Source organism: Actinomyces succiniciruminis, from assembly GCF_900002405.1.
Lineage (GTDB): Bacteria > Actinomycetota > Actinomycetes > Actinomycetales > Actinomycetaceae > Actinomyces > Actinomyces succiniciruminis.
Window position 1 is genome coordinate 42,607 of sequence record NZ_LK995525.1, and the last position, 23,748, is coordinate 66,354.

At 68.6% G+C, this 23,748-nt stretch carries 16 protein-coding genes; 10 read left to right on the forward strand and 6 right to left on the reverse strand.

The genetic code is table 11. The annotated features are described in order from the left end of the window. Nucleotides 1-46 precede the first annotated feature (46 nt). Together BN1056_RS10375 and BN1056_RS10380 are read right to left on the reverse strand one after the other, a co-directional pair. Complete coding sequence (locus BN1056_RS10375) at nt 47-706, reverse strand: anthranilate synthase component II (protein ID WP_210580959.1); 660 nt, start codon at nt 704-706, stop codon at nt 47-49. Between the two features lies 1 nt (nt 707). Beyond that, entirely contained in the window at nt 708-2,363 is a 1,656-nt protein-coding gene (locus tag BN1056_RS10380) for an anthranilate synthase component 1 (protein WP_210580961.1), read from the reverse strand. Nucleotides 2,364-2,785: 422 nt separating this feature from the next. Between BN1056_RS10380 and BN1056_RS10385 the strand changes: the two genes are divergently transcribed. Both BN1056_RS10385 and BN1056_RS10390 read left to right on the forward strand, forming a co-directional pair. Then, nucleotides 2,786-4,639 (forward strand): glycoside hydrolase family 3 C-terminal domain-containing protein, encoded by a 1,854-nt coding sequence (locus BN1056_RS10385; protein ID WP_210580964.1) that lies wholly within the window; start codon nt 2,786-2,788, stop codon nt 4,637-4,639. Nucleotides 4,640-4,676: 37 nt separating this feature from the next. Next, on the forward strand, nt 4,677-5,828 hold the full coding sequence (locus BN1056_RS10390; protein ID WP_210580966.1) for a glycoside hydrolase family 3 N-terminal domain-containing protein: 1,152 nt from the start codon (nt 4,677-4,679) through the stop codon (nt 5,826-5,828). Nucleotides 5,829-5,869: 41 nt separating this feature from the next. Here the strand turns inward: BN1056_RS10390 and trpB are convergent, their stop codons facing one another. Beyond that, nucleotides 5,870-7,195 carry a tryptophan synthase subunit beta gene (gene trpB, locus BN1056_RS10395; protein ID WP_210580968.1) on the reverse strand — a complete coding sequence of 442 codons (1,326 nt, stop codon included), beginning with the start codon at nt 7,193-7,195 and terminating at the stop codon, nt 5,870-5,872. Between the two features lie 153 nt (nt 7,196-7,348). Beyond that, nucleotides 7,349-8,134: a hypothetical protein gene (locus tag BN1056_RS10400; RefSeq protein WP_210580971.1), complete on the reverse strand. Its 786-nt coding sequence runs from the start codon at nt 8,132-8,134 to the stop codon at nt 7,349-7,351. Nucleotides 8,135-8,386: 252 nt separating this feature from the next. On the opposite strand from BN1056_RS10400, the gene BN1056_RS10405 reads away from it, so the two are divergent. The 4 genes from BN1056_RS10405 to BN1056_RS10420 all read left to right on the forward strand — a co-directional run bounded on the left by BN1056_RS10405 (nt 8,387) and on the right by BN1056_RS10420 (nt 15,775). Further along, nucleotides 8,387-11,299 carry a glycoside hydrolase family 3 protein gene (locus BN1056_RS10405; RefSeq protein ID WP_210580973.1) on the forward strand — a complete coding sequence of 971 codons (2,913 nt, stop codon included), beginning with the start codon at nt 8,387-8,389 and terminating at the stop codon, nt 11,297-11,299. A 122-nt stretch (nt 11,300-11,421) separates the two neighbouring features. Next, nucleotides 11,422-13,875, forward strand: coding sequence for a glycoside hydrolase family 3 C-terminal domain-containing protein (locus tag BN1056_RS10410; RefSeq protein WP_244671653.1), 2,454 nt, complete (start codon nt 11,422-11,424; stop codon nt 13,873-13,875). A gap of 49 nt (nt 13,876-13,924) precedes the next feature. Beyond that, complete coding sequence (locus tag BN1056_RS10415; protein WP_210580975.1) at nt 13,925-14,566, forward strand: hypothetical protein; 642 nt, start codon at nt 13,925-13,927, stop codon at nt 14,564-14,566. Between the two features lie 120 nt (nt 14,567-14,686). Beyond that, nucleotides 14,687-15,775 (forward strand): glycosyltransferase family 2 protein, encoded by a 1,089-nt coding sequence (locus BN1056_RS10420; protein ID WP_210580977.1) that lies wholly within the window; start codon nt 14,687-14,689, stop codon nt 15,773-15,775. A gap of 225 nt (nt 15,776-16,000) precedes the next feature. Here BN1056_RS10420 and BN1056_RS10425 read toward each other — a convergent pair whose 3' ends face one another. Both BN1056_RS10425 and BN1056_RS10430 read right to left on the reverse strand, forming a co-directional pair. After that, a complete protein-coding gene (locus tag BN1056_RS10425) occupies nt 16,001-17,338 on the reverse strand; it encodes a GHKL domain-containing protein (RefSeq protein ID WP_210580979.1) in 1,338 nt (445 codons plus the stop codon). Then, nucleotides 17,335-18,069, reverse strand: a complete 735-nt coding sequence (locus BN1056_RS10430; protein WP_210580981.1) for a LytR/AlgR family response regulator transcription factor — start codon at nt 18,067-18,069, stop codon at nt 17,335-17,337. The genes BN1056_RS10425 and BN1056_RS10430 overlap by 4 nt, the downstream gene beginning before the upstream one ends. Nucleotides 18,070-18,343: 274 nt before the next feature. Between BN1056_RS10430 and glf the strand changes: the two genes are divergently transcribed. The 4 genes from glf to hemW all read left to right on the forward strand — a co-directional run bounded on the left by glf (nt 18,344) and on the right by hemW (nt 23,742). Beyond that, on the forward strand, nt 18,344-19,498 hold the full coding sequence (gene glf / locus BN1056_RS10435) for a UDP-galactopyranose mutase (RefSeq protein WP_210580983.1): 1,155 nt from the start codon (nt 18,344-18,346) through the stop codon (nt 19,496-19,498). 145 nt (nt 19,499-19,643) lie between these two features. Next, the gene (gene lepA / locus BN1056_RS10440) at nt 19,644-21,515 is read left to right on the forward strand and encodes a translation elongation factor 4 (protein ID WP_210580985.1); all 1,872 of its coding nucleotides are present in this window, start codon (nt 19,644-19,646) and stop codon (nt 21,513-21,515) included. Nucleotides 21,516-21,562: 47 nt separating this feature from the next. Continuing rightward, entirely contained in the window at nt 21,563-22,471 is a 909-nt protein-coding gene (gene trmB / locus BN1056_RS10445) for a tRNA (guanosine(46)-N7)-methyltransferase TrmB (protein ID WP_210580987.1), read from the forward strand. Continuing rightward, nucleotides 22,468-23,742: a radical SAM family heme chaperone HemW gene (gene hemW, locus BN1056_RS10450; protein ID WP_210580990.1), complete on the forward strand. Its 1,275-nt coding sequence runs from the start codon at nt 22,468-22,470 to the stop codon at nt 23,740-23,742. The genes trmB and hemW overlap by 4 nt, the downstream gene beginning before the upstream one ends. Nucleotides 23,743-23,748: the final 6 nt, after the last annotated feature.

Consider the following 23,748-nt stretch of genomic DNA (forward strand, 5'->3'; position numbering starts at 1 on the left):
GATGATTCGGTTTTGAGGAATTGCGTGGGGGTGGGGACGGCGCCGGTCAGGTGATCGCGGCGGCGGCCAGGCCGGCGGTAAGCGCGTGCAGGATGGTGGGGCCCTGTGGGGTCAGCACGGACTCGGGGTGGAACTGCAGCCCGACGACGGGGCGGGAGCGGTGGCGGGCCGCCATCACAATGCCGGGGCCGGCGGGATCCTCCGCCCCGGTCACCGCCAGCGCTTGCAACGGCGGCGGCAACTCCCGCGTGCCCAGGGAGTGGTAGCGGGCCACGTCCAGGCGACCGTCGGGCAGGGCCCGGAAGGCCGGGTCGGCGCGCCCGGCCTCGGTCAACTCCACGCGCACGCTGCGGCCGTGCACGGGCCCGACCCGGTCGATGGAGCCGCCGCAGGACTCGACGATCGCCTGGAAGCCCAGGCAGATGCCGAGCGTGGGGATGCCGCGGTCCAGGGCGGCGTCGATCAGTTCCATCAGGTTGCCGGAGGCGCGCGGGTGACCGGGGCCGGGGGACAGGCACAACACCGGGCGCTCGCTGCGGGCCGTTTCGGCGTGTGCGTCGCCACCGACGGCGGGTTCAAGCGCGTTCAACACCGTGGCGGCGGGGGCCGTGTTGCGGTAGACGGCGATATCCGCTCCCAGGGAGGCGAACTGGTCCACCAGGTTGTAGACGAAGGAGTCGCGGTTGTCGAGCAGGACTACGCGCATTTCAGCGCCTCCCTTCCGGCCGGGCGGCGCCATTGCCGGAGTCGATGACGAGCTGGGCTCCCTGGGCGGCGGCGACGGCCGCCAGCACCGCGCTGGCCTTGTGGACGGTCTCGGCGGCCTCGGCGGCCGGCACCGAGTCGGCGACCACGCCGGCCCCGGCCTGCACCAGCGCCGTACCCCCGCGCACGAAGGCGGAGCGGATGACGATGCAGGTATCCAGTTCGCCGTCGCCCCGGAAGTAGCCGACCGAGCCGCCGTAACTGCCGCGCCGCACCCCCTCGGCGTCGCGGATCAGCTCGGCCGCCCGCAGCTTGGGGGCGCCGGTAAGGGTGCCCATGGTCATGGAGGCGCGGAAGGCGTCCAGCGCATCCAGGTCCGGGGCCAGTTGCCCGGATACCTCCGAGACCAGGTGCATGACCCGGCTGTAGCGGTCCACACGCATCAGGTCCCCGACCCGGCGCGTTCCGGGCACGGACACCCGGGCGACGTCGTTGCGGGCCAGGTCCACGAGCATCACGTGCTCGGCGACCTCCTTGGCGTCGGTACGCAGCTCAAGTTCCAGGCGCGTGTCCAGCTCGTGGCTGATCCCCCCGTCTGGGACCAGTCCGCGCGGGCGGGTGCCGGCGATCGGGCGAATGGCGACCTGTCCGGTCTTGGCCGAATGCAGTAGGGCGGACTCGGGGGAGGCGCCGAGCAGCTCGAAGTCGGGAGCGCCCACGTAGAACATGTACGGGCTCGGGTTGGACTCGCGCAGCGCATGGTAGGCGGCCATCGCGTCCGGGCAGGGCAGGGTGAAGCCGCGGGCGGGCACCACCTGGTACACGTCCCCGGCGGCGATCGACTCCTTCATGGACTCCACCACTGCGGCGTAGTCGGCGTCGGACTGGGTGGGGGCGGCATGCAGGACCGGATGGGCGGCCTCCTCAGCGGCGTCCTGCGGGGCGGGGGGCGGCGTGGCCGCGTCCCCGGCGGCGAAGGCGTCCGCGGCGGCGGCCAGTGCGTCCAGGCGTGCGGCGAGACTCGCGGCATCCACCGAGGCACCCACCAGGGTCGCCACACGGGTGGGATGGTCGATCACCAGGATGATGCGGGCGTCGTAGAACAGGTAGTCGGGGCAGGTGTTGGCGCCCATGGCGACCTCGGGCAGCGTCTCGAAGGTCGCCAGGTAGTCGAAGGCGAAGACTCCCGCCTCCAGCGGCAGGTGCGGGTGATCCACGTCGGCCGCAGCCAGCACGCGCAACGGCTCGATGGTGGAGATCGCCTTTAGGCGCTCGCGCTCCTCCAAATCGTTCGCGACGGGAGGGAAGGTGAGGGTGAGGCTGTCCGCGGCGTCGTCGGCGACATGGGCGGCCAGGGCGGTGCGCAGCCGGTCCAGGGCGGCGGCGCCGTCGGCGGGCGCCTGGGGGAGGACCTCGGCCACGACGGCGTTGCCGCGGCAGGTCAGGCGGGTCGAGGACTCCAGGACGGCGATCGTCGTGCGGGAGGCCTTGGTGGCGATGTCCACCGACTCCAGCAGGACGGTGTCCAGCGGCCGCGGCTCGCCGGTGTCCGCCGTGGTGGCGACCAGGCCGGTGCGGGCCAGGTGCTCCAGCAGGGTGCCGCCGTCGTGCTGGTAGCGCACCGACCGCGTCAGCACGGTGGGTGGGGGAAGCGTCATCGGTTGCCTTCCTGTTCGTGCCACCGGTGGGATTCGCCCCGTATGCGAAGAGCCCGCCTGGTGACGAGCTCTTGTGATCCGGCGCCGGCTACGCGGCGTGAGTGGCTCGCCCATTGGGGAGCCACCACCACTGGCTGGTGCGGAACGCGGTCATGGCGGCAGGTTAGACCGGCGTGCGGGCCGGGCCAAATCGGTGACACGTGGTGAGACGGGCCGGGCGGGCGGCGATCAAGCAGAACATGTGCCCGGGCCGACAGATTGTGCGGCATCGGGCCCGGGCGCGTGATCGGGGCCATAAAGTCTTGGGTGCCAACGATGGCCCGCTCGCCGCCGCGCCGACGACCGACGCGCTCCCGCTGAGCCGCAAGCCCCTCGGGGCACGACCCGAACGACCCGAACCCAACCTGTCCGAGGAGACCATTGTGCTCCAGCTCATCATCAACATCCTGACGCCGATTCTCGGCGGCATGGGAGTCTCATCGGCCGACGTCGAAACGTATGTGCACAACTGCGCCGGCTACATCTACGCGCTCCTCGCCATCATCCTGGTTGCAATCGCGGTGGCGATCGGCGCCCACTGGCTGGCCAAGAAGGGGGACCGGCACTTGTGGCGCTGGGGCGCCGGCCTGACCGCCGTCGTGGCCGTCGTCGTGATTGGCAATCTGGTGATCTTCGGTCCCCTGTACTCGACCGTTTCCATCCTCGTCAACGCGCGGGGATCGGTTTCCGACGCCTCGCGCGCCGCGTCGGAGGAGATCATCGGCCGCGTCGGTGACGAGGGCTTCGTCCTGGCGGAGAACGACGACGACCTGCTGCCGCTGCCCGCCGAGACCACCAGCCTCAACGTCTTCGGGTGGGCCTCCACCGTCCCGATCTACGGCGGCACCGGCTCCGGCGCCGCCGACATGTCCAACGCGACCGGCGTCCTGGACTCCCTGCACGACGCCGGCTACACGACCAACGACACGCTGACCTCGCTGTACACCAGCTACCGGGACAGCCGTGAGGTCCAGGAGACCGGCACGATCGGTTTCACCGACTGGACCCTGCCGGAGCCGACCGCCGACGCCTACACCGACGAGGTGCTGGACGAGGCCAAGAACTTCTCCGACACCGCCGTGGTGGTCCTGTCCCGCTCCGGCGGTGAGGGACAGGACCTGCCCACCGACATGAAGGCCGTGATCGACGGCGACTACGCCAAGATGGCCGAGACGGTGGCCGGCGGCAACGAGCGCTACTCCTACTTCAACGCCGAGTACACCAACAACGGCGACTACGACGACTTCGAGGCGGGCGAGCACTACCTGCAGCTCTCACGCACCGAGAGGGACATGCTGCAGATCGTCAACGACAACTTCTCCCAGGTGATCGTGCTGATCAACTCCAACAACACGATGGAGCTGGACTGGCTGGACGACTACCCCTCCATCAAGTCCGTGCTGCTCGCCCCCGGAACCGGCCAGAACGCCATGGGGGCGCTCGGGCGCATCCTGTCCGGCGAGGTCAACCCCTCCGGGCACACCGTGGACATGTTCGTCAACGACCTGACCGCCACGCCGGCCTACAACAACTATGGCAACTTCACCTACACGAATGTGGATGACCTGGTGGAGCAGTACACGGCCGCGGATCCCGGATTCCAAGGTGTACTCGGCCGCGTGAGCTACAACGAGGGCATCTACGTCGGCTACCGCTACTACGAGACCGCCCACGACGACGCCGTGGAGGGCTTCGACTACGACGCCGCCGTGCGCTACCCCTTCGGCTACGGGCTGTCCTACACCGACTTCACCCACGAGATCACCGCCTTCAATGCTGACGGGGACGACGTGCAGGTGACGGTGACCGTCACGAACACCGGTGACGTGGCCGGCAAGGACGTGGTCGAGCTGTACTCCACGCCGCCGTACATCGATGGTGGCATCGAGAAGGCCTCCGTGAACCTGGTCGACTTCGCCAAGACGGAGCTGCTCGATCCCGGTGCAACCCAGGCGATCGACTTCGTGATTCCCAAGGAGGAGCTCGCCTCCTACGACTCCTCCGCCCTGAAGACCGCCGACGGCGGCTACGTGCTGGAGGCCGGCGAGTACACCATCTCCGCGCGCTCCGACTCCCACACCGTGTTGGACTCCGAGACCTTCACGGTGGACGCCGACGTGGACTACTCCGCCGGGGGACGCGCCTCCGACTTCGAGGTCGCCACGAACCGCTTCGAGGATTACTCGGCGGGCGGCGTCACCTATTCTCTCCCGCGCCGGCGGATTCGCCAACTATGACGAGGCCACCGCCGCGCCGAGTGCCGAGGACCTGACCATGACCGAGGAGGAGAAGGCCTTTATCGACTCCTACTCGGTGGCCAACTACAACCCGGCCGATCATGAGGATCCCGATGCGGTCATGCCCACGACCGGTGCGGACGGCGACCTGAGCCTGCGAGATATGACCGGCTTGGCCTACGACGATGAGCAGTGGGAACAACTGCTGGACCAGCTCACCGTCAAGGAGATGTCCGAGCTGGTCGCCGTCGGCGGCTTCCAGACCGTTGGCATTGGCTCCATCGACAAGCGGGCCACACTCGACTCCGACGGGCCCGCCGGCCTGAACGACTGGGTCATCGGCGTGATGGGCACCCCCTACCCGGCCGAGGTACTCATCGCCCAGACCTGGAACACCGAGCTGGCAGGTGAAGTCGGCGGGGGCATCGCCCAGGAGTACGCCGACGCCCACATCTACGGCTGGTACGGCCCCGCCATGAACACCCACCGCACCGCCTTCGGCGGGCGCAACTTCGAGTACTACTCGGAGGACGGCGTGCTCGCCGGCAGGATCGCCTCGGCAACCACCAACGCGGCGGCGGCCAAGGGCGTGTACGGCTACATCAAGCACTTCGTGATGAACGACCAGGAGATCAACCGCTGCACGCTGCTGCAGACCTACGCCACCGAGCAGACCATGCGGGAGATCTACATGAAGCCCTTCGAGATCGTGGTGAAGAACCGGGCGGAGGGGCCGTACGCGGTGATGTCCTCCTTCAACTTCATCGGCAACCGGTACGCCGGCGCCAACGCCGACCTGCTCAACGGCGTCCTGCGGGACGAGTGGGGCTTCGAAGGCATGGTGCTGACCGACTGGTACGGCTCCTACGGCTACCAGATCACCATGGACTCGGTACTCAACGGCAACGACATCATGCTGGGCATGGGTTCCCAGGCCCGCTCCGAGATTGAGAACCCGGACTCGCCGACCATGGTGACAGCGCTGCGGCAGGCCTCGAAGAACGTGCTGTACACGGTGGCCAACTCCGGCAACTACACCGTGGAACCCGACGACAGCGGCCTGGACCGGCTCACCACCATGGCGATCATCATCGATGCGGTGACCGGTCTGCTGTGCGTGGGCGCGATGACCGCCGTCGTATTGCGGTGGCGTTCCAAGCGGGCCAAGGCCCGGGCGAGCGCCGACTGAGAAAACGGAGCGATCAGGCAGGTGCGCGGGTACCTCGTCCGTCAGGACAGGTACTCGCGCACCTCGCCCATGTCCTTGTCGCCGCGGCCGGACAGGTTCACCAGCAGCAGCGGTTCGGCGGCGTCGGGGTGGTCGGTCTCGGCGTGTTCTCGGGCCAGTTTGAGTGCCTGGGCGACGGCGTGCGCCGACTCCATGGCCGGAATAATGCCCTCGTGGCGGCTCAGCAGCCGGAAGGCCTCCAGCGCCTCGGCGTCGGTGACGGCCACGTACTCGGCCCGCCCGGTGTCGGCCAGGTAGGCGTGCTCCGGCCCCACCGAGGGGTAGTCGAGTCCGGCGGAGACCGAGTGTGAGGGCAGGACACTGCCGTCGTCGTCGAGCATGACGAAGGAGCGCATACCGTGCAGCACCCCGGTGCGGCCGGCGTTGATGGGGGCGCCGTGCTCGCCGGTGTCCAGTCCTCGTCCGGCCGGCTCCACGCCGATCAGCCGCACCGACGGGTCATCCAGGTAGGCGGCGAAGGCGCCGATCGCGTTGGAGCCGCCGCCCACGGCGGCAATGACGGCGTCGGGCAGGGCGCCGTAGCGCTCCAGCACCTGGCGGCGAGACTCGACGGAAATGACCTCTTGGAAATGCCGCACGATCGTGGGGAAGGGGTGCGGCCCGGTGGCCGAGCCCATCAGGTAGAAGGTGTCCTCCAAGCGGGTGCACCATTCGGCGAGGGCGGCGTCGATCGCATCCTTCAGGCCCGCTTGTCCGGCGGTCACCGGCACCACGGTGGCCCCCATCAGCTCCATGCGCTCTACGTTGGGGCGCTGCCGCTCCACGTCGTGCGCACCCATGTAGATGGTGCATTCCATGCCCATCAGCGCAGCCACCATCGCGGTGGCGGTGCCGTGCTGACCGGCGCCGGTCTCCGCGATCAGCCGTCGCTTGCCCATGCGCTTGGCCAGCAGCGCCTGGCCAAGCGCGTTGTTGCCCTTGTGGGCCCCGCCGTGAGCCAGGTCCTCCCGCTTCAGCAGGATGCGGGCGCCGCCGGTCAGCGGCAGGTGACGGCACTCGAAGACGGGTGTCTCGCGCCCCAGGTAGGTTGTCCGCAGGTCCGCAAGCTCGGCCTCGAAGGCGGGGTCTGCGACGGCCTCGGTGTAGGCGGCCTCGAGTTCGTCGAGCGCGGGCAGCAGCTCGGCGGGGACCTCCTGGCCGCCGAAGCGACCGAAGTAGGCGGGTAGAAGCGTGTGGCGCGGAGTGTCGGTGCCGGGTGCGGGCGGGGTGTAGCCGGGCGCGTCGGGTCCGAGCGGCCCGGTCGGCACACGGTTGGCGGTGGGGGCCGCCCCGGGAAGGGCGGTTTCGTGGTCTGCGGGGGTGCGCATGGGTGCCTCCTTGCTGTCTCCAGCGCTCGACGGCGGTCGCGTGCGTGAGGGTAAGGGCGCCGCGGGCGGTGGGCAAAAGGACACCCGGGCGTCTCACATGACGGGACTACGGTCGGGGGCTAGTCGGCATCTCTCCGACTCGCACAGCACGACCTAGCTCCAGAAGATGGTGTTCACCGTATTTGCCCACGCCTGATACTCCGGGCCGGTCCAGCCGGTGCCCTCCGGCGCGGTGGGGTCACGGCGGAAGGCCGCCGGATTGGCGGCCGGCCCCTGGAGCAGTACCTCCCGCAGGGGTTTGGCGCACTGGAAGTTGAGCGCGGACTGCACCCGGTTCAGACCCCGGTTGAGCTCCCGCGGGTCGCCCGGACGCTTGCCCGGGAAGCGGCCCTCGGCGGTGGCACGCAGCAGGTAGAGGGCCAGGTTGGGGGCGGAGAACCAGTTCATGTTGAGCTGCACCTTCCTTCCGTGCCGGTCGCGCACGACGGAGGAGCGCTGGCCGGTGTTCGAGAAGGAGGTGATCTCCTGGTGGGGGATCTGTACGGCACGGCCCCGCCAGTCGGTGCCGGCGATCAGCGTGGGAGCGTCGATGAGGCTGCAGTTGCGATAGGCGGCCAGGGAATAGCAGCCGAAGCCGATGGATACAAGCGCGAGGGCGGCGAATATCCCGACGGCCTGCAGACTGTCAACGGCGGGCAGGGCGAGGAGGACGAGGAAGAGGACGCCGCATCCTAACAGGATGACCAGGGCGACATTGACCGCCGCACTGGGACGCTGGACGGGGTACTCGTAGGTGGTCGTTCCCGCCCCGGGCACGGGCTCGGTGATGCGTGCCTTGTCCGGGCGGGCTCCGCCGCGCAGGAGGGGCAATGTCAGCAGCACCATGATGATGCTGAGCGCGTAGACGGCGATCAAGATGAGTATGCGTGTGGTGCTCATGGATCCTCCTGGGCCGTTCGATGATCGCGAAGCGGACCCGGACTGGCGTTTGACAGGTTATGCGCACGAACCGACAGATCGAGCGGTCAAGACGGTGTAGCGGACTGATATCGGCCGAGAATACGACTGCATGTCAATGGCCGGTAGTACGCGGCCCCGGACGCCGAGTGGTGGTTCGAGGCCCGTCCCGCCGGTGAGCATCCCCATCCCCCTCGCAATCCCATGCGGGGAACACAGAGAGGTGTCCCGACAGTGTTGTCGATCAACTGGAACGACGTCTGGAACGTGGTGGCGAGCCTGCGGCCGCAACTGATCGCCATCGGTGTGGCGCTGCTGGCAGCGCTCATCATCACGATTGCCGTGCGCAGGCTCAACAAGCCGACCCGCAAGCTCGTGCGCTCCACCACCTGGATCGCCGCGGTAGCCGCCATCGCGGTTGCCGTGACCGGCATGATGTACGGCGGTCTGAAGACCATCCTTGACCTTTCCTCCGGCTCCGGCACACTGACCGAGCAAACCAAGGCCTCCGTCGAAGAACTCGGCAACACGATCTCCGACGAGGGCATGGTTCTGCTGAAGAACGACAACGCCGCCCTGCCGCTTGAAGACGGTTCCGCCATCAACGTGCTCGGCTGGGCCTCCACCAACCCCGTCTACGGCGGCACCGGATCCGGCTCTCTCTCGCCCGACAACCCCACGACCTCTCTGCTGGACGGCCTGCACAACGCCGGGTTCGAGACCAACGCCGAACTGAGTGACCTCTACACCGACTACCGCGCCGAGCGCCCCGAGGTCGGCATGTTCGCCGCCGACTGGACCCTGCCGGAGCCCACCTCCGAGGCGTACACCGACGCCGTCGTGAGCTCCATCCAGGACTTCTCCGACACCTCGGTGGTGACCATCGCCCGCTCCGGCGGGGAGGGCTTCGACCTGCCTCAGGACGTCAACGCCGAGGTTGCCGCCAACGGCGCCTTCTCATACACCGACAACTCCACTGACCAGCCCGACTTCGCCGACGGGCAGGGCTACCTGGAGCTGACCGCCCCCGAGCGCGACCTCATTCAGCTCGCCAAGGACAACTCCGAGACCGTGGTCGTCGTCTACAACGGCGCCAACGCCTTCGACCTGTCCGATCTGGCCGCCGACCCCGAGATTGACGCCATCATCTGGGCTATCCCCGGTGGGCAGGTGGGCTTCAACGCCCTGGGTCGCATCCTCGACGGCGAGGTCAACCCCTCCGCCAAGACTCCAGACACGTTCGCCGCAGACCTGAAGGCTTCTCCGGCCGCCAACAACTTCGGCGACTTCACCTACACCAACATGGAGGAGTACGGCCAGTCCTCGCCCTTCACCGACGCCACCACCTACCCCGCCTTCGTCAACTACGTGGAGGGCATCTACGTCGGTTACCGCTGGTATGAGACGGCTGCCGTCGAGGGCGTCATCGACTACGACGAGGCCGTCACCTATCCCTTCGGCTACGGCCTGTCCTACACGACCTTCACCCAGGAGATGGGGGAGATCAGCCGCGACGCCGACGGCACGATCAGCCTCGACGTGACCGTCACCAACACCGGAGACACGGCCGGCAAGGACGTCGTGGAGGTCTACTACACCGCGCCCTACACCAACGGCGGCATTGAGAAGTCGGCCGTGAACCTGGCCGCCTACGGCAAGACCGGCCTGCTGGAGCCGGGCGCCTCCGAGACCGTCACCGTCACCTTCGCCGAGGACGACATGGCCTCCTACGACTACCAGAACGCTCGGGCCTATGTGCTCGAGGCCGGCGACTACACCATTTCCCTGCGCTCGGACTCCCACACGGTGATCGACGAGCAGACCCTCACGGTCGATGCGACCATCACCTACGACTCCGACGACAACACGCACAGCGGTGACGCCATCGCCGCCACCAACCAGTTCGACGCCGCCGCCGGTGACGTCACCTACCTCTCCCGGGCGGACTCCTTCGCCAACTACGAGGAGGCCACCGCCGCTCCGGCCAGCCTGGAGATGTCCGAGGAGCACCGGGCGGCCTTCGTCGCCAACTCCAACTACGACTCCACCGCCTTCGACAACGACTCCGACCAGATGCCCACCACCGGCGCCGACAACGGCCTGGTCCTGGGCGACATGTACGGCCTGGACTACGACGACCCCAAGTGGGATCAGCTGCTCGACCAGCTGTCCGTCGCCGACATGAACAGCCTGATCGCCAACGGCGGCTACGGTTCCGTGGCCGTGGACTCCGTCGGCAAGGTCCGCGTGTCCGACGTGGACGGGCCCGCCTCGCTGAACAACAACTTCACCGGCGTCGGCTCCATCGGCCTGCCGTCGGCGGTGTCCGTCGCCGCCACCTGGAACCAGGAGCTGGCACACGAATTCGGCACCGCCATCGGCACCATGGCCCACGACATGGACGTGGCCGGTTGGTATGCACCGGCCACCAACACTCACCGCTACGCCTACGCGGGCCGCAACTTCGAGTACTTCTCCGAGGACCCGGTCCTGGCCGGCACCCAGGTCGCCCAGGAGATCCAGGGCGCCAAGGAACTGGGGGTGTACGCCTTCATCAAGCACTTCGCCATGAACGACCAGGAGACCAACCGCACCAACATGCTGGCCACCTGGTCCAACGAACAGGCGATCCGCGAGATCTACCTCAAGCCCTTCGAAATCGGCATCAAGGACGGCGGCGCCGGCGCGGTGATGACCGCCTTCAACTACATCGGCACCACCTATGCCGGAGCACTGCCCGAGCTGCAGCAGACCGTGCTGCGTGACGAGTGGGGCTTCCGCGGCATGACGCTGACGGACTACTTCGCCGGCTACGGCTACCAGAACGCCGACCAGCTCACCCGCAACGGCGGTGACATGATGCTCGCCACCACGGACATCACCGTCAACTCCGTGCAGAACACCTCCGCCACCGGAGTGATCGCCATGCGGGAGTCCGCGCACAACATCCTGTACACCGTCGCCAACTCCTGGATCTACCAGGACGGTCAGCCGGATGTGCAGCGGGCCTCCTGGGAGTACCTGACCTGGGGCGTCCTGGCTGTGCTCGGCATCGGCCTGCTCGCGCTCGAGGCACTCGCCATCCGCCGCTACCGGCACCGCCGGGCGGAGGCAACCGCCGCCGTCGAGAGCTCCGAGATGAAGTAGTCGGCGCATGGGGCGGGGCGAGGAGGCCGCTTCTCGCCCCGCCCCAGTCGGCGAGCCGCACTGGAGCAACACGCTTCGGTACCCAACCCATTCAGACCACCCGTCAAGGTAAGGAACACGCCGTGACCGCCACCGCCTCGGACCTCACCCTTCTAGAGGCAGCCGCCCTCCTCTCGGGAGCCTCCGAGTGGGACTCCCGCGCCCTGCCCCAGCGCGGCATTCCCTCCTTCGTCCTGTCCGACGGGCCGCACGGCGTGCGCCGCCAGCTCGGCAGCGGTGACCACCTCGGTATCGCCGCTTCCGAGCCCGCCACCTGCTTCCCGACGGCGGCCACGGTCGCCAACTCCTGGGACCCGGAACTGGCCGAGCAGATGGGCGCCGCGCTCGGACAGGAGGCACTCGCACTCGGCGTGGACGTACTGCTGGGGCCGGGGATGAATATCAAGCGCTCCCCGCTGTGCGGACGCAACTTCGAGTACTACTCCGAGGACCCCATCCTCGCCGGCCGCATGGCCGCCGGCCTCGTCCGCGGCATCCAGTCCCGGGGCGTGGCCGCCACCCCGAAGCACTTCGCCGTCAACGGTCAGGAACTGCGCCGCATGGCCTCGGATTCCGTAGTCGACGAGGCCACCATGCGCGAGATCTACCTGACCGCATTCGAGGTCGTCGTGCGTGAGGCGCACCCGCGCGCGCTGATGAGCTCCTACAACCGGGTCAACGGCACCTACGCCAACGAGCACCCGCAGCTGCTCGCCGAGATCCTGCGCCGGGAATGGGGCTTTACGGGACTGGTGGTCTCCGACTGGGGCGGCTCCAATGACGCCGCCGCGGCCGCCGCGGCCGGCTCCTCCCTGGAGATGCCCGCACCGGGGCTGCACTCCGCACGGGAGGTCGTCGCCGCCGTCGAGGAGGGGCGCATCAGCCGTGAGGCCGTCTATGCGCGGGCCGCCGAGGTCATTGCCATGGCCACGTCCGCACCCTCGGCCAGGACCGCCCCGGAGGACCGGCCGACCTTCGACGTCGACGCCCACCATGCCCTGGCACGCCGGGTGGCCGAGGAGTCCATCGTGCTGCTGCGCAACCAGGACGGCATCCTGCCGCTGGCCCCGGGCACACGCGTCGCCGTCATCGGCGACATGGCCTCCACGCCCCGTTACCAGGGCTCGGGCTCCTCGCAGATCAACCCGACCCGGCTGGAGACCACCCTGGAGGAGATTGCCGGTACCGGTCTGGAGCTGGTCGGCTACGCCCAGGGCTACGACCGCCAGGGCAAGCCCGACCAGGCCCTGCTCGACGAGGCGGTCGCCCTGGCCGGGCGGGCGGAGGTGGTACTGGCCTACATCGGGCTGGATGAGCTGTCCGAATCCGAGGGCCTGGATCGCCCCCACATGCGCCTGCCGCAGGCACAGACCCGGCTGCTTGCCGCCGTCGCCCGTGCCAACCCCAACGTGGTCGCCGTCGTCTCCGCCGGATCCGCGGTGGAAACCGACTGGGAGGAGCACATCCGGGCCGTGGTCCACACCAGTCTGTCCGGGCAGGCCGGTGCTGGCGCCGCACTGCGGGTGCTCACCGGCGCGGTCAACCCCTCCGGCCGCCTGGCTGAGACCTACCCGGTGCGCTACGAGGACAACCCCACCTCCGCCTGGTTCCCGGCCACGGGGGAACTCGCCCTGTACAAGGACGGCCCCTACGTCGGCTACCGCTACTACACCACCACCGGCACGCCCGTGGCCCACCCATTCGGCTTCGGACTGTCCTACTCCAGCTTCGAGTACTCCGGACTGAGCGTGGACGTGACCGGCGCGCACCTGACGGTCACCAACACCTCCGCCGTCGACGGCACCGAGGTGGTCCAGCTGTACGTCACCGCCCCCGACGGCGTGTGGGGGCCGGACCGCGAGCTGAAGGGCTTCGCGAAGGTCCCCGTGGCGGCGGGGGAGACGGCGACAGTGACCATCCCCTTCGATGACTACACCTTCCGCCGCTACTCGGTGCGCGAGGGGCGCTGGGTGCACCCGGCCGGCACGTGGCGCGTGCGGGTGGGGCGCAACGTCGATGACCTCCCGCTCGAGGCCCCCTGGGAGGTGGACGGCGACCCGGTCGCCCCGGCCGACCCGGTCCTGGGCCACTACCTGGACGGCACCGTCACCGAGGCCACCGACGCCGAGTTCGCTGCGCTGCTGGGACGACCGGTGCCGCAGCCGGAGACATCCGGCCGCATCGGTCTCAACAGCCCCATCTCCGACCTCGCCCACGGCCGCAGCCGCATCGGCAAGCTGGCCGTCAAGATCCTGGAACGCCAGAAGGCCAAGGCCGACGCCTCCGGCAAACCCGATCTGAACATCCTGTTCATGCTCAACATGCCGCTGCGCGCCATGGGCAAGATGACCGGCGGCATGGTGTCCGCCGAGATGGTCGACGGCATCGTCGACTTCGCGGGCGGCCGTGGGCTGCACGGCCTGCGCACCATCGTGGGTGGTTTCTTCCGCAACCGGCGCCAGGACAAGGCCACTCAGAGACGGCTTGATAGCCCCGCTGACTCCGTAGGGCCCGGGGGATACCGGTCCGGCCTCTAATCCATCCAGTTCCCATCGCTAAAAGAGACAACAGAAACCGAGACCACGCATGAAATCGATCACCGCCTGGTGGCACCGCTTCGAGGAGCGGCACGAGACCATCGCCCAGTTCATCGTCTTCTTCATCCTGTCCAACGGCGTGACCCTGCTGCAGCTGATCCTGATGCCGGTGTTCCGGTGGATCTTCGGATTCACCTCGCTCCAGGGCACCACCTTCCAGTTCCTCCCGGTCGGGTCCTCGGGTGGCAGCCCCGTATACCTGTTCGACTACGTGGCCGGCCCCATCCAGGCCGACGGCTCCGGCGGCGGTCTGGCCTACTTCCTGGCGGTTGAGATCACCCTGCTGATCGCCCAGGTGATCAACTTCTTCGCCCAGCGCTCCATCACCTTCAAGTCGAACTCCTCCATCTGGAAGGCGGCCTTCTGGTATGCGCTGGCCTACGTGGTCATCACCATCGTGGCCGCCGCCCTCCAGGTGCTGTACAAGGAGCCCATCTACTCCTGGTGCAAGGGCACGCTCGGCGCCTCCACCGGTGAGACCGTGGCGGACGTGGTCACCATGATCATCAACGCGGCCATCTCCTTCTGGGTCTTCTTCCCGATCTTCAAGGTCATCTTCAAGCGCGTGCCCGAGGATGCGGAAGCACAGTCGGAAGCAGACACCCAGGCCGGGGTGCCGTCGGTACACTGAGCCGGGCACGGTCCGGTAGGGTCATGCACGTCAATCACCAGGAGCGCCTCGGGCGTGGGTCGGGCGACTGCCCGATGACCGCGGTACGCCGGGACTCCGTCTAACAAGGAGATCCGCACGGTGACCGCTAGCCCGCTAATCACGGTCGTAGTCCCCGCGTATAACGCCGAGGACTGCCTGGGTCGTTGCCTGTCCAGTCTCGTGGCGGCAGACGATGGGAGCGGCGCCCTGGAGATCATCGTCGTCGACGACGGCGCCACGGACGGAACCGGAGCCCTCGCCGACGCCTACGCCCAGGCGCACACGGCCATCGAGGTGATCCACCAGGACAACGGAGGCCACGGCGGTGCTATAAACACCGGGGTCGCCGCGTCCCGGGGCACCTGGCTGAAGGTGTGCGACGCTGATGACGCCATCGATCCCGGTGCCCTGCGCACCCTGCTCGCGGCCCTGCGCTCGTGGCAACGGGAGGGCAACGAGCCGGACCTGGTGGTTACCAACTTCGTGTACGTCCGTGAGGGCACGCCCGCCTGGTACCGGCTCAGCCACGGACCCGCCCGCCGGGGCCCGCGGGGGATCAGGCCCGGCCGCCACGTCGTGCGCTTCCGGGGGCTGCTCCCGAGCGGACGCATTGGCGGCTGGGACGACGTCGGACGCTTCCGCCCCGACCAGTACCTCATGATGCACTCCCTCGCCTACCGACGGGAGGTGCTGGAGCGCTCCGGGATGCGGCTGCCCGAGCACTGCTTCTACGTGGACAACCTGTTCGCCTTCGAACCGCTGCGCCACGTGCGCACGCTGACCTACCTGGACCTGGACCTGTACTACTACACGGTGGGGCGGGCCGGGCAGTCGGTCGCCGACGACGTGATCGTGGCGCGCCTGGACCAGCACGACCGGGTGAACGCGCTCATGCTGGAGGCGATGCCCCACGAGGGCGACGTGCCGAAAGCACTGCTGCGCTACCTGGTACACATCTACACCATGAGCGCGGTGGTGATCACCACCATGGCGCTGCGCTCGGGTACGCCCCGCAATATCGCCATAAAGCAGCAGCTCTGGGAGCGGCTGGATGGCACGCGGCCTGACGTGGCCCGGCGGGTGCGCGGCTCCGTCATGGGACGGCTGATGACGCTGCCGGGGCGCCCCGGCAACTGGGTGCCGGTGGCCGGTTACCAGGTGGCTCGCCGAGTATTGGCCCTGAACTGAGAACGGGACCGGTGTGGGACTGCCACACCGACCTCGGCGGTAATAACGCCGGTTTTTCGCTGGTTCGGCCGGACCAGTCGTTGCGGGCCCGGACTCGTTCTTCTGGGCGTCCAGTCTTTGTGGCCCGGGAGCCTTCCTTGGGGTCGGGAGTGGGGCTTCACCACACCCCAAACACAGAATCACAACGCCCGACCTCGGCACGTAGCTTCTACCGGTCTCGGTGTGTTACCGACGCCGGTCTCGGTGAGGGAGCGCGGTGGGGATCGGCAGCAGTACGCGCAGCATGAAGGTGCCTTGTGCACTCTCTCCCGCGGTGACCTGCCCGCCGTAGGCCTTGGCGGCCGCGCGAATGGCGCCGAGGCCGTAGCCGTGCGCGCCGCCACTCGCCCCGGCGCGCCGTGGGGGCTCGTCGTCGGTGGACATGAGTTGCCCGCGCGCCAGCGGATTCTCCACCTCGATCAGTACGAATCCGCGGCGGGCGCGCACATCCACGCGGATCCACCGGTCGGCGTCCCCGCTGCTTGAGACCGCGTCCAGGGCGTTGTCCAGAGCGGTGCCAACCAGCGTGGCCAGGTCCGCGGCGGCCATGAAGCCGAGCGCGGCGCCATCGGCGATCGTGGTCATGGTGACGCCGGCCTCCAGACAGACCTGCTCCCGGTCGGTCAGGATCACATCGAGCACGGGGCTGCCGGTACGCACGAACACCTCGTAGGGGCGCACGGACGCCTCCAGGTCGCCGAGCCGGTCCAGGCGAATCGTGGGGTCCGGCTCTGCGCGCACCGAAGCGATCATGTGCCGCAGGTCGTGGTACTTGCGGTTGACGATGTCGATGGCCCGCTTGGAGGTCAGGTACTGCTCGTACTGTGAGCGCAGCAGCGCCTCGGTGCCGGCCAGTTCGAAGGAAGCCCGGTTTTGCAGGTCCACCTCCCGCTGGGCGTACAGGATGATGAATCCGCACAGATCCACGAGTGTGCGGATGTAGAAGACCTCGGCTCCCAGGCGCCCGGAGAAGGGGGTGGCCGTGCTGAGGAAACTGAGATTGGACATGGCGAAGGTGATCGCGGCGATTGCCGCCGCCGCGGCCACGGTAGCGGTGGTGGGAAAGACCTCGCTGCGGAACCGGGGCCGCTCCAGTAGGTAGACGGCCCCGAGTACGACGCCGTCGACGACGATTGCACAAAGCACGGCCGGCCGCGTTCCGGCATGCCCGTCGAGGAGGAACACCTCCAGTTGCCACTCGAGGGAGGCCACCATCTCGGCGGCGACGAAGGCTCGCACTACCAGATAGGTGGACCGGCGCAGTGAGCCGTTGAGCGCCAGGTGCAGGATGCTCCACATGGCGGCGACCGCCCCCAGCATGCCGGCCAGCCACAGTGAGATCGGAAGGCGCGCGGCAAGCACCTGGTAGACGCACAGCGCCGGCAGCGCCGCCGTCATCACGGCGGCCCCGCGGCGTCGGGAGTCCTGCGGCCGCCACGTAGCCAGCACGTACAGCAGGCATGCGCCCCACTCGGCCAGTGCCGTCCACAGTCGGGGGATGTCTGGCAGCGCCTCCTGAATCACGTAAGAGTCCCGGATACGTGCTCGGTCAGGGCGCGCATGAACTCCTTCTTGCGGGGACGGGAGATGCGCAGCGCCTCGCCGGTGCTCATAACGGAGTCCTGCTCCCGCACTGCTACCACATGGCGCAGGTTGACGATGTAACAGGAGTTGGAACGAAAGAAGCCGTGGGGCGCCAGCTGCGGCTGCATTTGCTTGAGTGATCCGGTAAGAGTGATGACACCGTCGGCCAGGTGCACGTCCAGGCGGTGACCCGAGGACTCCAGGTAGACGATGTCACGCACGTGCACGCGCCGCAGTTCCTGCCCGTCCTTCAGCACGACGCTGGCGTTGTCCTGCCGGCTCAGTAGCGCCAGGGCGCGGTTCAGCTCGCGGGCCAGGGAGGCGTAGGGGAAGGGCTTAACCAGGTAGCCGAGGGCGGAGACCTCGTAGCCGTTGATCGCGTACTGCTGTGCGGCGGTGATGAAGATGATGACGACGTCCGGGTCGGTACGACGCACTGCCCGGGCGAGCGCCAGGCCGTCGGTTCCCTCCATCCGGATATCCAGCATGAGGATGTCGTAGACCGGGCGGAACCCGTCCAGGAGAGTCCGCCCGTCGTCGAACACGGATATTCGCAGTTCCAGTCCTCGCTCGCGCCCGAAGCGGTCGAGGTAGTCGGACAGGACACGGCGGTGCCGGGCATCGTCTTCAACGACGCCCACGCGGAGTACGGGAATGGGGCTCGTATTCACTTTCATTGGCGGCTGTAGGTGGTGCGTGGATGCTGATACCGGCGCTGGGGCGCGATGGCAGGCGGAATGTCAGGGCCGCGCGTTCTGAGGAGCGCCGAAAGTAACAGTTAGACCGTGTTAGTGTACCGGCGCTGCGGGGGGACCGCGGTCTCGGCGGAGTCCGCAATCACTGGCGGACACCCACCAGGCCGAATGTTCGGCGGGTACCAGTGTCAGGAGTTACTGGCAGGCGATCGGTGAGGCGATCGTTGAGCTACGACGGAGGGCGCTAGCGATGCGGGCGGATCTAGTAGTGGTCGGTTCGGGGCTCTTCGGTGCCACGGTCGCCCAGCGTGCCGCCGAGGAACTGGGCGTGCACGTGGTCGTGGTCGAGTGCCGCGAGCACGTAGGCGGGAATGCTTACTCCTACCGGGATGCGGACACCGGCATCGAGGTGCACCGCTACGGCTCACACATCTTCCACACCTCCAACGAGCGGGTCTGGGCCTACGCCAATCGGTTCACCGCCTTCGACGACTATCGACACCACGTCTACGCCAACCATGCCGGCGAGATCTACCCGCTGCCCATCAACCTGGGCACCATCAACCAGTTCTTCCGCGCGGCCCTCGGACCGGAGCAGGCCCGGGATCTGCTCGCCCAGCACGCCGCCGAAATCACCGGCGAGCCCGCCAACCTGGAGGAGAAGGCCATCAGCCTGATCGGGCGGCCCCTGTACGAGGCCTTCATCCGCGGCTATACCGCCAAGCAGTGGCAGATCGACCCCACCGAGTTGGACGCCGCCATCATCACCCGCCTGCCGGTGCGCCTGAACTACAACAACCGCTACTTCTCCGACCGCTACGAGGGCATCCCCGTGGGCGGCTACGGTGCCTGGGTCGAGCGGATGCTCGATCACCCGCGCATCGCAGTGCGGCTGGGGGAGGACTTCCTGGCAGGCGACGGTCCGCTCGGCCGCGACGCCTGTGTGGGGCGGGTTCCGGTGGTCTACACCGGCGCCGTGGACCGCTTCTTCGGTCACCGGCTCGGGGCCCTTACCTGGCGCACCCTCGACTTCGAGACCCGCATCCTGCCCACGGGTGATTACCAGGGCACCGCGGTCATCAACTACCCCGATGCCGAGGTCCCCTACACGCGCGTGCACGAGTTCCGTCACTACCACCCCGAGCGCTTCCATCCCGACGACGCCACCGTGATCATGCGGGAGTACTCGCGCATGGCCGGCCCCGACGACGAGCCCTACTACCCGGTGGGGACGCCGACCGACCGCGAACGGCTGAGCCGCTACCAGCAGTCGGCGGCCGAACTGGAGGCGCAGCGGGTCGTCTTCGGCGGCCGCCTGGGCTCCTACCAGTATCTGGACATGGACCGCACCATCGCGGCCGCTCTGGACTGCTTCGAGCGCCGAGTGCGTCCGTGGTTCGGCTGAGTACCCGCCGCACACCACCGCATGTCACATTGACCCGACGCGGGAGGCGGTGATGGTCCGTGGGAGACTAGACGGCGTTTAAACCGGCGGCACCAGCCGACCGGGCATCCACACTGACCGCAGGAAGAGCCAGGAACCGATTCACGTGCCACCGATCCCCACGTCCGAGCAGGCCACAAGCGTCGCCCCCGCGTCCACCGAGCAGGCCCAGATCCGCAACTTCTCGATCATCGCGCACATCGACCACGGCAAGTCCACCCTGGCGGACCGCATGCTCCAGGCCACCGGCGTCGTCGCCCCACGCGACATGCGCGCCCAGTACCTGGACCGCATGGACATCGAACGCGAACGCGGCATCACCATCAAGTCCCAGGCCGTGCGCATGCCCTGGGCCGTGACCGGGGAAGACGGCGTCACGCGCGCCTACGCGCTGAACATGATCGACACCCCCGGGCACGTCGACTTCTCCTACGAGGTCAACCGGTCGCTGGCCGCCTGTGAAGGTGCGGTGCTGTTGGTCGACGCCGCCCAGGGCATCCAGGCACAGACCCTCGCCAACCTGTACATGGCCATGGAGGGCGACCTGACCATCATCCCGGTGCTGAACAAGATCGACCTGCCCTCGGCCGAGCCGGAACGGCACGCAGAGGAGATCGCCTCCCTGATCGGCTGCGAGCCCGAGGAGGTACTGCGCGTATCCGGCAAGACCGGGGCGGGCGTTCCCGAGCTACTGGACCGGATCGTCGAGGCCGTCCCGCCGCCGTCCGGCGACCCCGACGGCGCCGCCCGAGCCATGATCTTCGACTCCGTCTACGACGTCTACCGGGGCGTGGTCACCTACGTGCGCGTCGTCGACGGTGCCCTGAAGTCGCGCGAGCGCATCAAGATGGTGTCCACCGGCGCCGTCCACGACCTGCTGGAGATCGGCGTCATCAGTCCCGAGCCGGCCCCCACCCAGGGCCTACGCGCCGGTGAGGTCGGCTACCTGATCACCGGCGTGAAGGACGTGCGCCAGTCCAAGGTCGGCGACACCGTCACCTCCGCAGCCGCCCCGGCCACCGAGCCGCTGTCCGGCTACCAGGACCCCAAGCCCATGGTGTTCTCCGGGCTGTTCCCCGTGGACGGCTCCGACTTCCCGGCGCTGCGCGACGCCCTGGACAAGCTCAAGCTCAACGACGCCGCCCTCACCTACGAGCCGGAGACCTCGGTGGCGCTGGGCTTCGGCTTCCGCTGCGGCTACCTCGGCCTGCTGCATTTGGAGATCATCCGCGAGCGCCTGGAGCGCGAGTTCAACCTGGACATCATCTCTACCGCCCCATCCGTGGTCTACGAGGTCACCATGGAGGACCGCAGCGTGCACACGGTCACCAATCCGAGTGAGTTCCCCGAGGGCAAGGTCCGCGACGTCCAAGAACCGGTGGTGCGCGCCACCATCTTGACCCCCAGCGAGTTCATCGGCCCGATCATGGAACTGTGCCAGGCCCGGCGCGGCACCATGCTCGGCATGGACTACCTGTCCGAGACGCGCGTGGAGATGCGCTACCGACTTCCGCTGGCGGAGATCGTCTTCGACTTCTTCGACGCCCTGAAGTCCCGCACCCGCGGTTACGCTTCCCTGGACTACGAGCCCGACGGCACCCAGAGCGCCGACCTGACCAAGGTGGACATCCTGCTGAACGGGGAGCGGGTGGACGCCTTCAGCGCCATCGTCCACAAGGACTCCGCCTACTCCTACGGGCAGAAGATGACCCGCAGGCTCAAGGAACTCATTCCCCGCCAGCAGTTCGAGGTGCCTGTGCAGGCCGCCGTCGGCAGTCGCATCATCGCCCGCGAGACCATTCGCGCCCTGCGCAAGGACATGCTCGCCAAGTGCTACGGCGGCGACATCACCCGTAAGCGGAAGCTGTTGGAGAAGCAGAAGGAGGGCAAGAAGCGCATGAAGGCCGTCGGCCGCGTGGAGGTCCCCCAGGAGGCCTTCATCGCCGTGCTGGGCGCGGATCAGCCCACCGGCAAGTAGCCGTCGGCGGCAATGCAGTAAGAACACCAGCGGAAGGAGACGGTCCCGTGCCGCAGCAGCATCCACCCCGCTCGCATGCCATCCACGCCCGCGTGCGCTCCTACTCGCGGGCCGGGGGTCGCCTGACCGACTCACAGGCTCGCGCCTTGGAGCGTTACGGGGACCGCTACGTCATCGACGTGCCCCGCGCTGACGCGATCCGCACCGTCGATCCGGCCTTCCGCCTGGACCCGGCCGCCGCCTTCGGCCATGTCGGCCAGCTGCGTCCACTGATCGTGGAGGTGGGCTCCGGGGCGGGGGAGGTGATTCTCGCGCATGCCGCCGCCCATCCGGGGGTGGATTACCTGGCGGTGGAGGCGTGGGAGACGGCGATCGCCAAGCTGGTGGCCGGTGCCGCCAAGGCCGGTCTGCGCAATCTGCGGGTGGTGCCCGCCGACGCGGCCCAACTGCTGGCCACTGCCCTGCCGGTGGGCTGCGCCAGCGAGGTTTGGGTGTTCTTCCCGGACCCATGGCGCAAGCCCAGGCACCGCAAGCGGCGCCTGGTCACGGCCGCCTTCGCCGACTCCGTGGCCCGGGTACTGCGACCCGGCGGGGTGTGGCGGCTGGCCACCGACTGGGCGGACTACGCCTGGCAGATGCGCGACGTGCTGGAGGCCGCCTCCGCCCTGCCCGAGGGCCTGGAGGCGGACTGCACCGGCCCCTACTTCCGTTTTCCCGACGCCGGGGCCCGCCCGGACCTGGGCGCCGACACCGCCGAGGAGGGCAGCCTGGGCAACGGCTTCGACCCCGGCTCCCCGGCCGGCGTGCGTGGCGGCTGGTCGCCGCGCTATCCGGGCCGGGTGCTGACCCGATTTGAGGAGAAGGGCATACGTGCCGGCCGCACCATCCGTGACCTGACCGCGGTTCGCACCGGCGAGATATGGGTACCCCTCCGGCGTGAGGCGGTGGCGCTTTGAGCCCTGCCCAGCCCGACGGCGCACCCCTGCCCGGCGCGGCCGATTTGCCGGCGCAGGTCCGGGCGGACACCGGGGGAGAGACGGGTCGGGGACGCCCCTTCTCGGTGTACCTGCACGTGCCCTACTGCCGGGTGCGCTGCGGCTACTGCGACTTCAACACCTACACGAACCTGTCCATGGGCGGCGGGGCCTCGGCAGGGGATTACGTGGACACACTCGCCGGCGAGCTGCGTCTGGCCCACACCGCGATGGAGCGGGTCGGCCTGCCGCAGCGGGCGGCACGAACCGTGTTCGTCGGCGGCGGCACCCCCACCATGCTGCCGGCCGGGGACCTGGCCCGCATGCTGACCTTGGTGCGGGACACCTGCGGCCTGGCCGACGGCGCGGAGGTGACCACGGAGGCCAATCCGGAGACCGTGGACGAGCGCTACCTGGCGGCCCTGGCGCAGGCTGGCTTCACCCGGGTGTCCTTCGGCATGCAGTCCGCGGTGCCGCAGGTGCTGCGCATCCTGGACCGGGCCCACACCCCCGAGCGGGTGCTGCAGGTGGTGTCATGGGCGCGGCGGGCCGGACTGGCCACGAGCCTGGACCTGATCTACGGCACGCCGGGCGAGTCCCTGGACGACTGGCGCCGCTCGCTGGAGGCGGCGGTGGAGATCGGCCCGGACCATTTGAGCGCCTACGCCCTGGTGATCGAGGAGGGCACGCGCATGTGGTCCCAGGTGCGCCGCGGCGAATTGCCCCTGCCTACCGACGACGACGAGGCGGCCAAGTACGAGTTGGCCGATGCGGTGCTGGGCCGTGCCGGCTACGCGTGGTACGAGATCTCCAACTGGGCGCGGCCCGGGCATGAGTGCGTGCACAACCAGGCCTACTGGCGCGACTGGGACTGGTGGGGCGCCGGCCCGGGGGCGCACAGCCACCTGGGGGACGTGCGCATGTGGAACGCCAAGCATCCGGTGGCCTGGGCCGGACAGGTGACGGCCGGGAGACTGCCCGTCGCGGGGCATGAGGTCGTCGATGCCGACTCGCGAGAACTGGAGCGGGTAATGCTCGGCATTCGCATGCGGGAGGGTCTGGAGTTGCGGAGTCTGACGCGGCCGGGGGAGGCCGCGACGGCGTCGGGAACCCCGCGGCGGCTCGTGCCGGTGGTGGGAGGTTTCGTCGCACAGGGCCTGCTCGAGGGTGCCGCGGCCATGGCCGGACGCGCCGTGCTGACCCTGCGGGGACGGCTCATGGCGGACACGGTCACCCGCGAGCTCGTCGACTGACGTGTT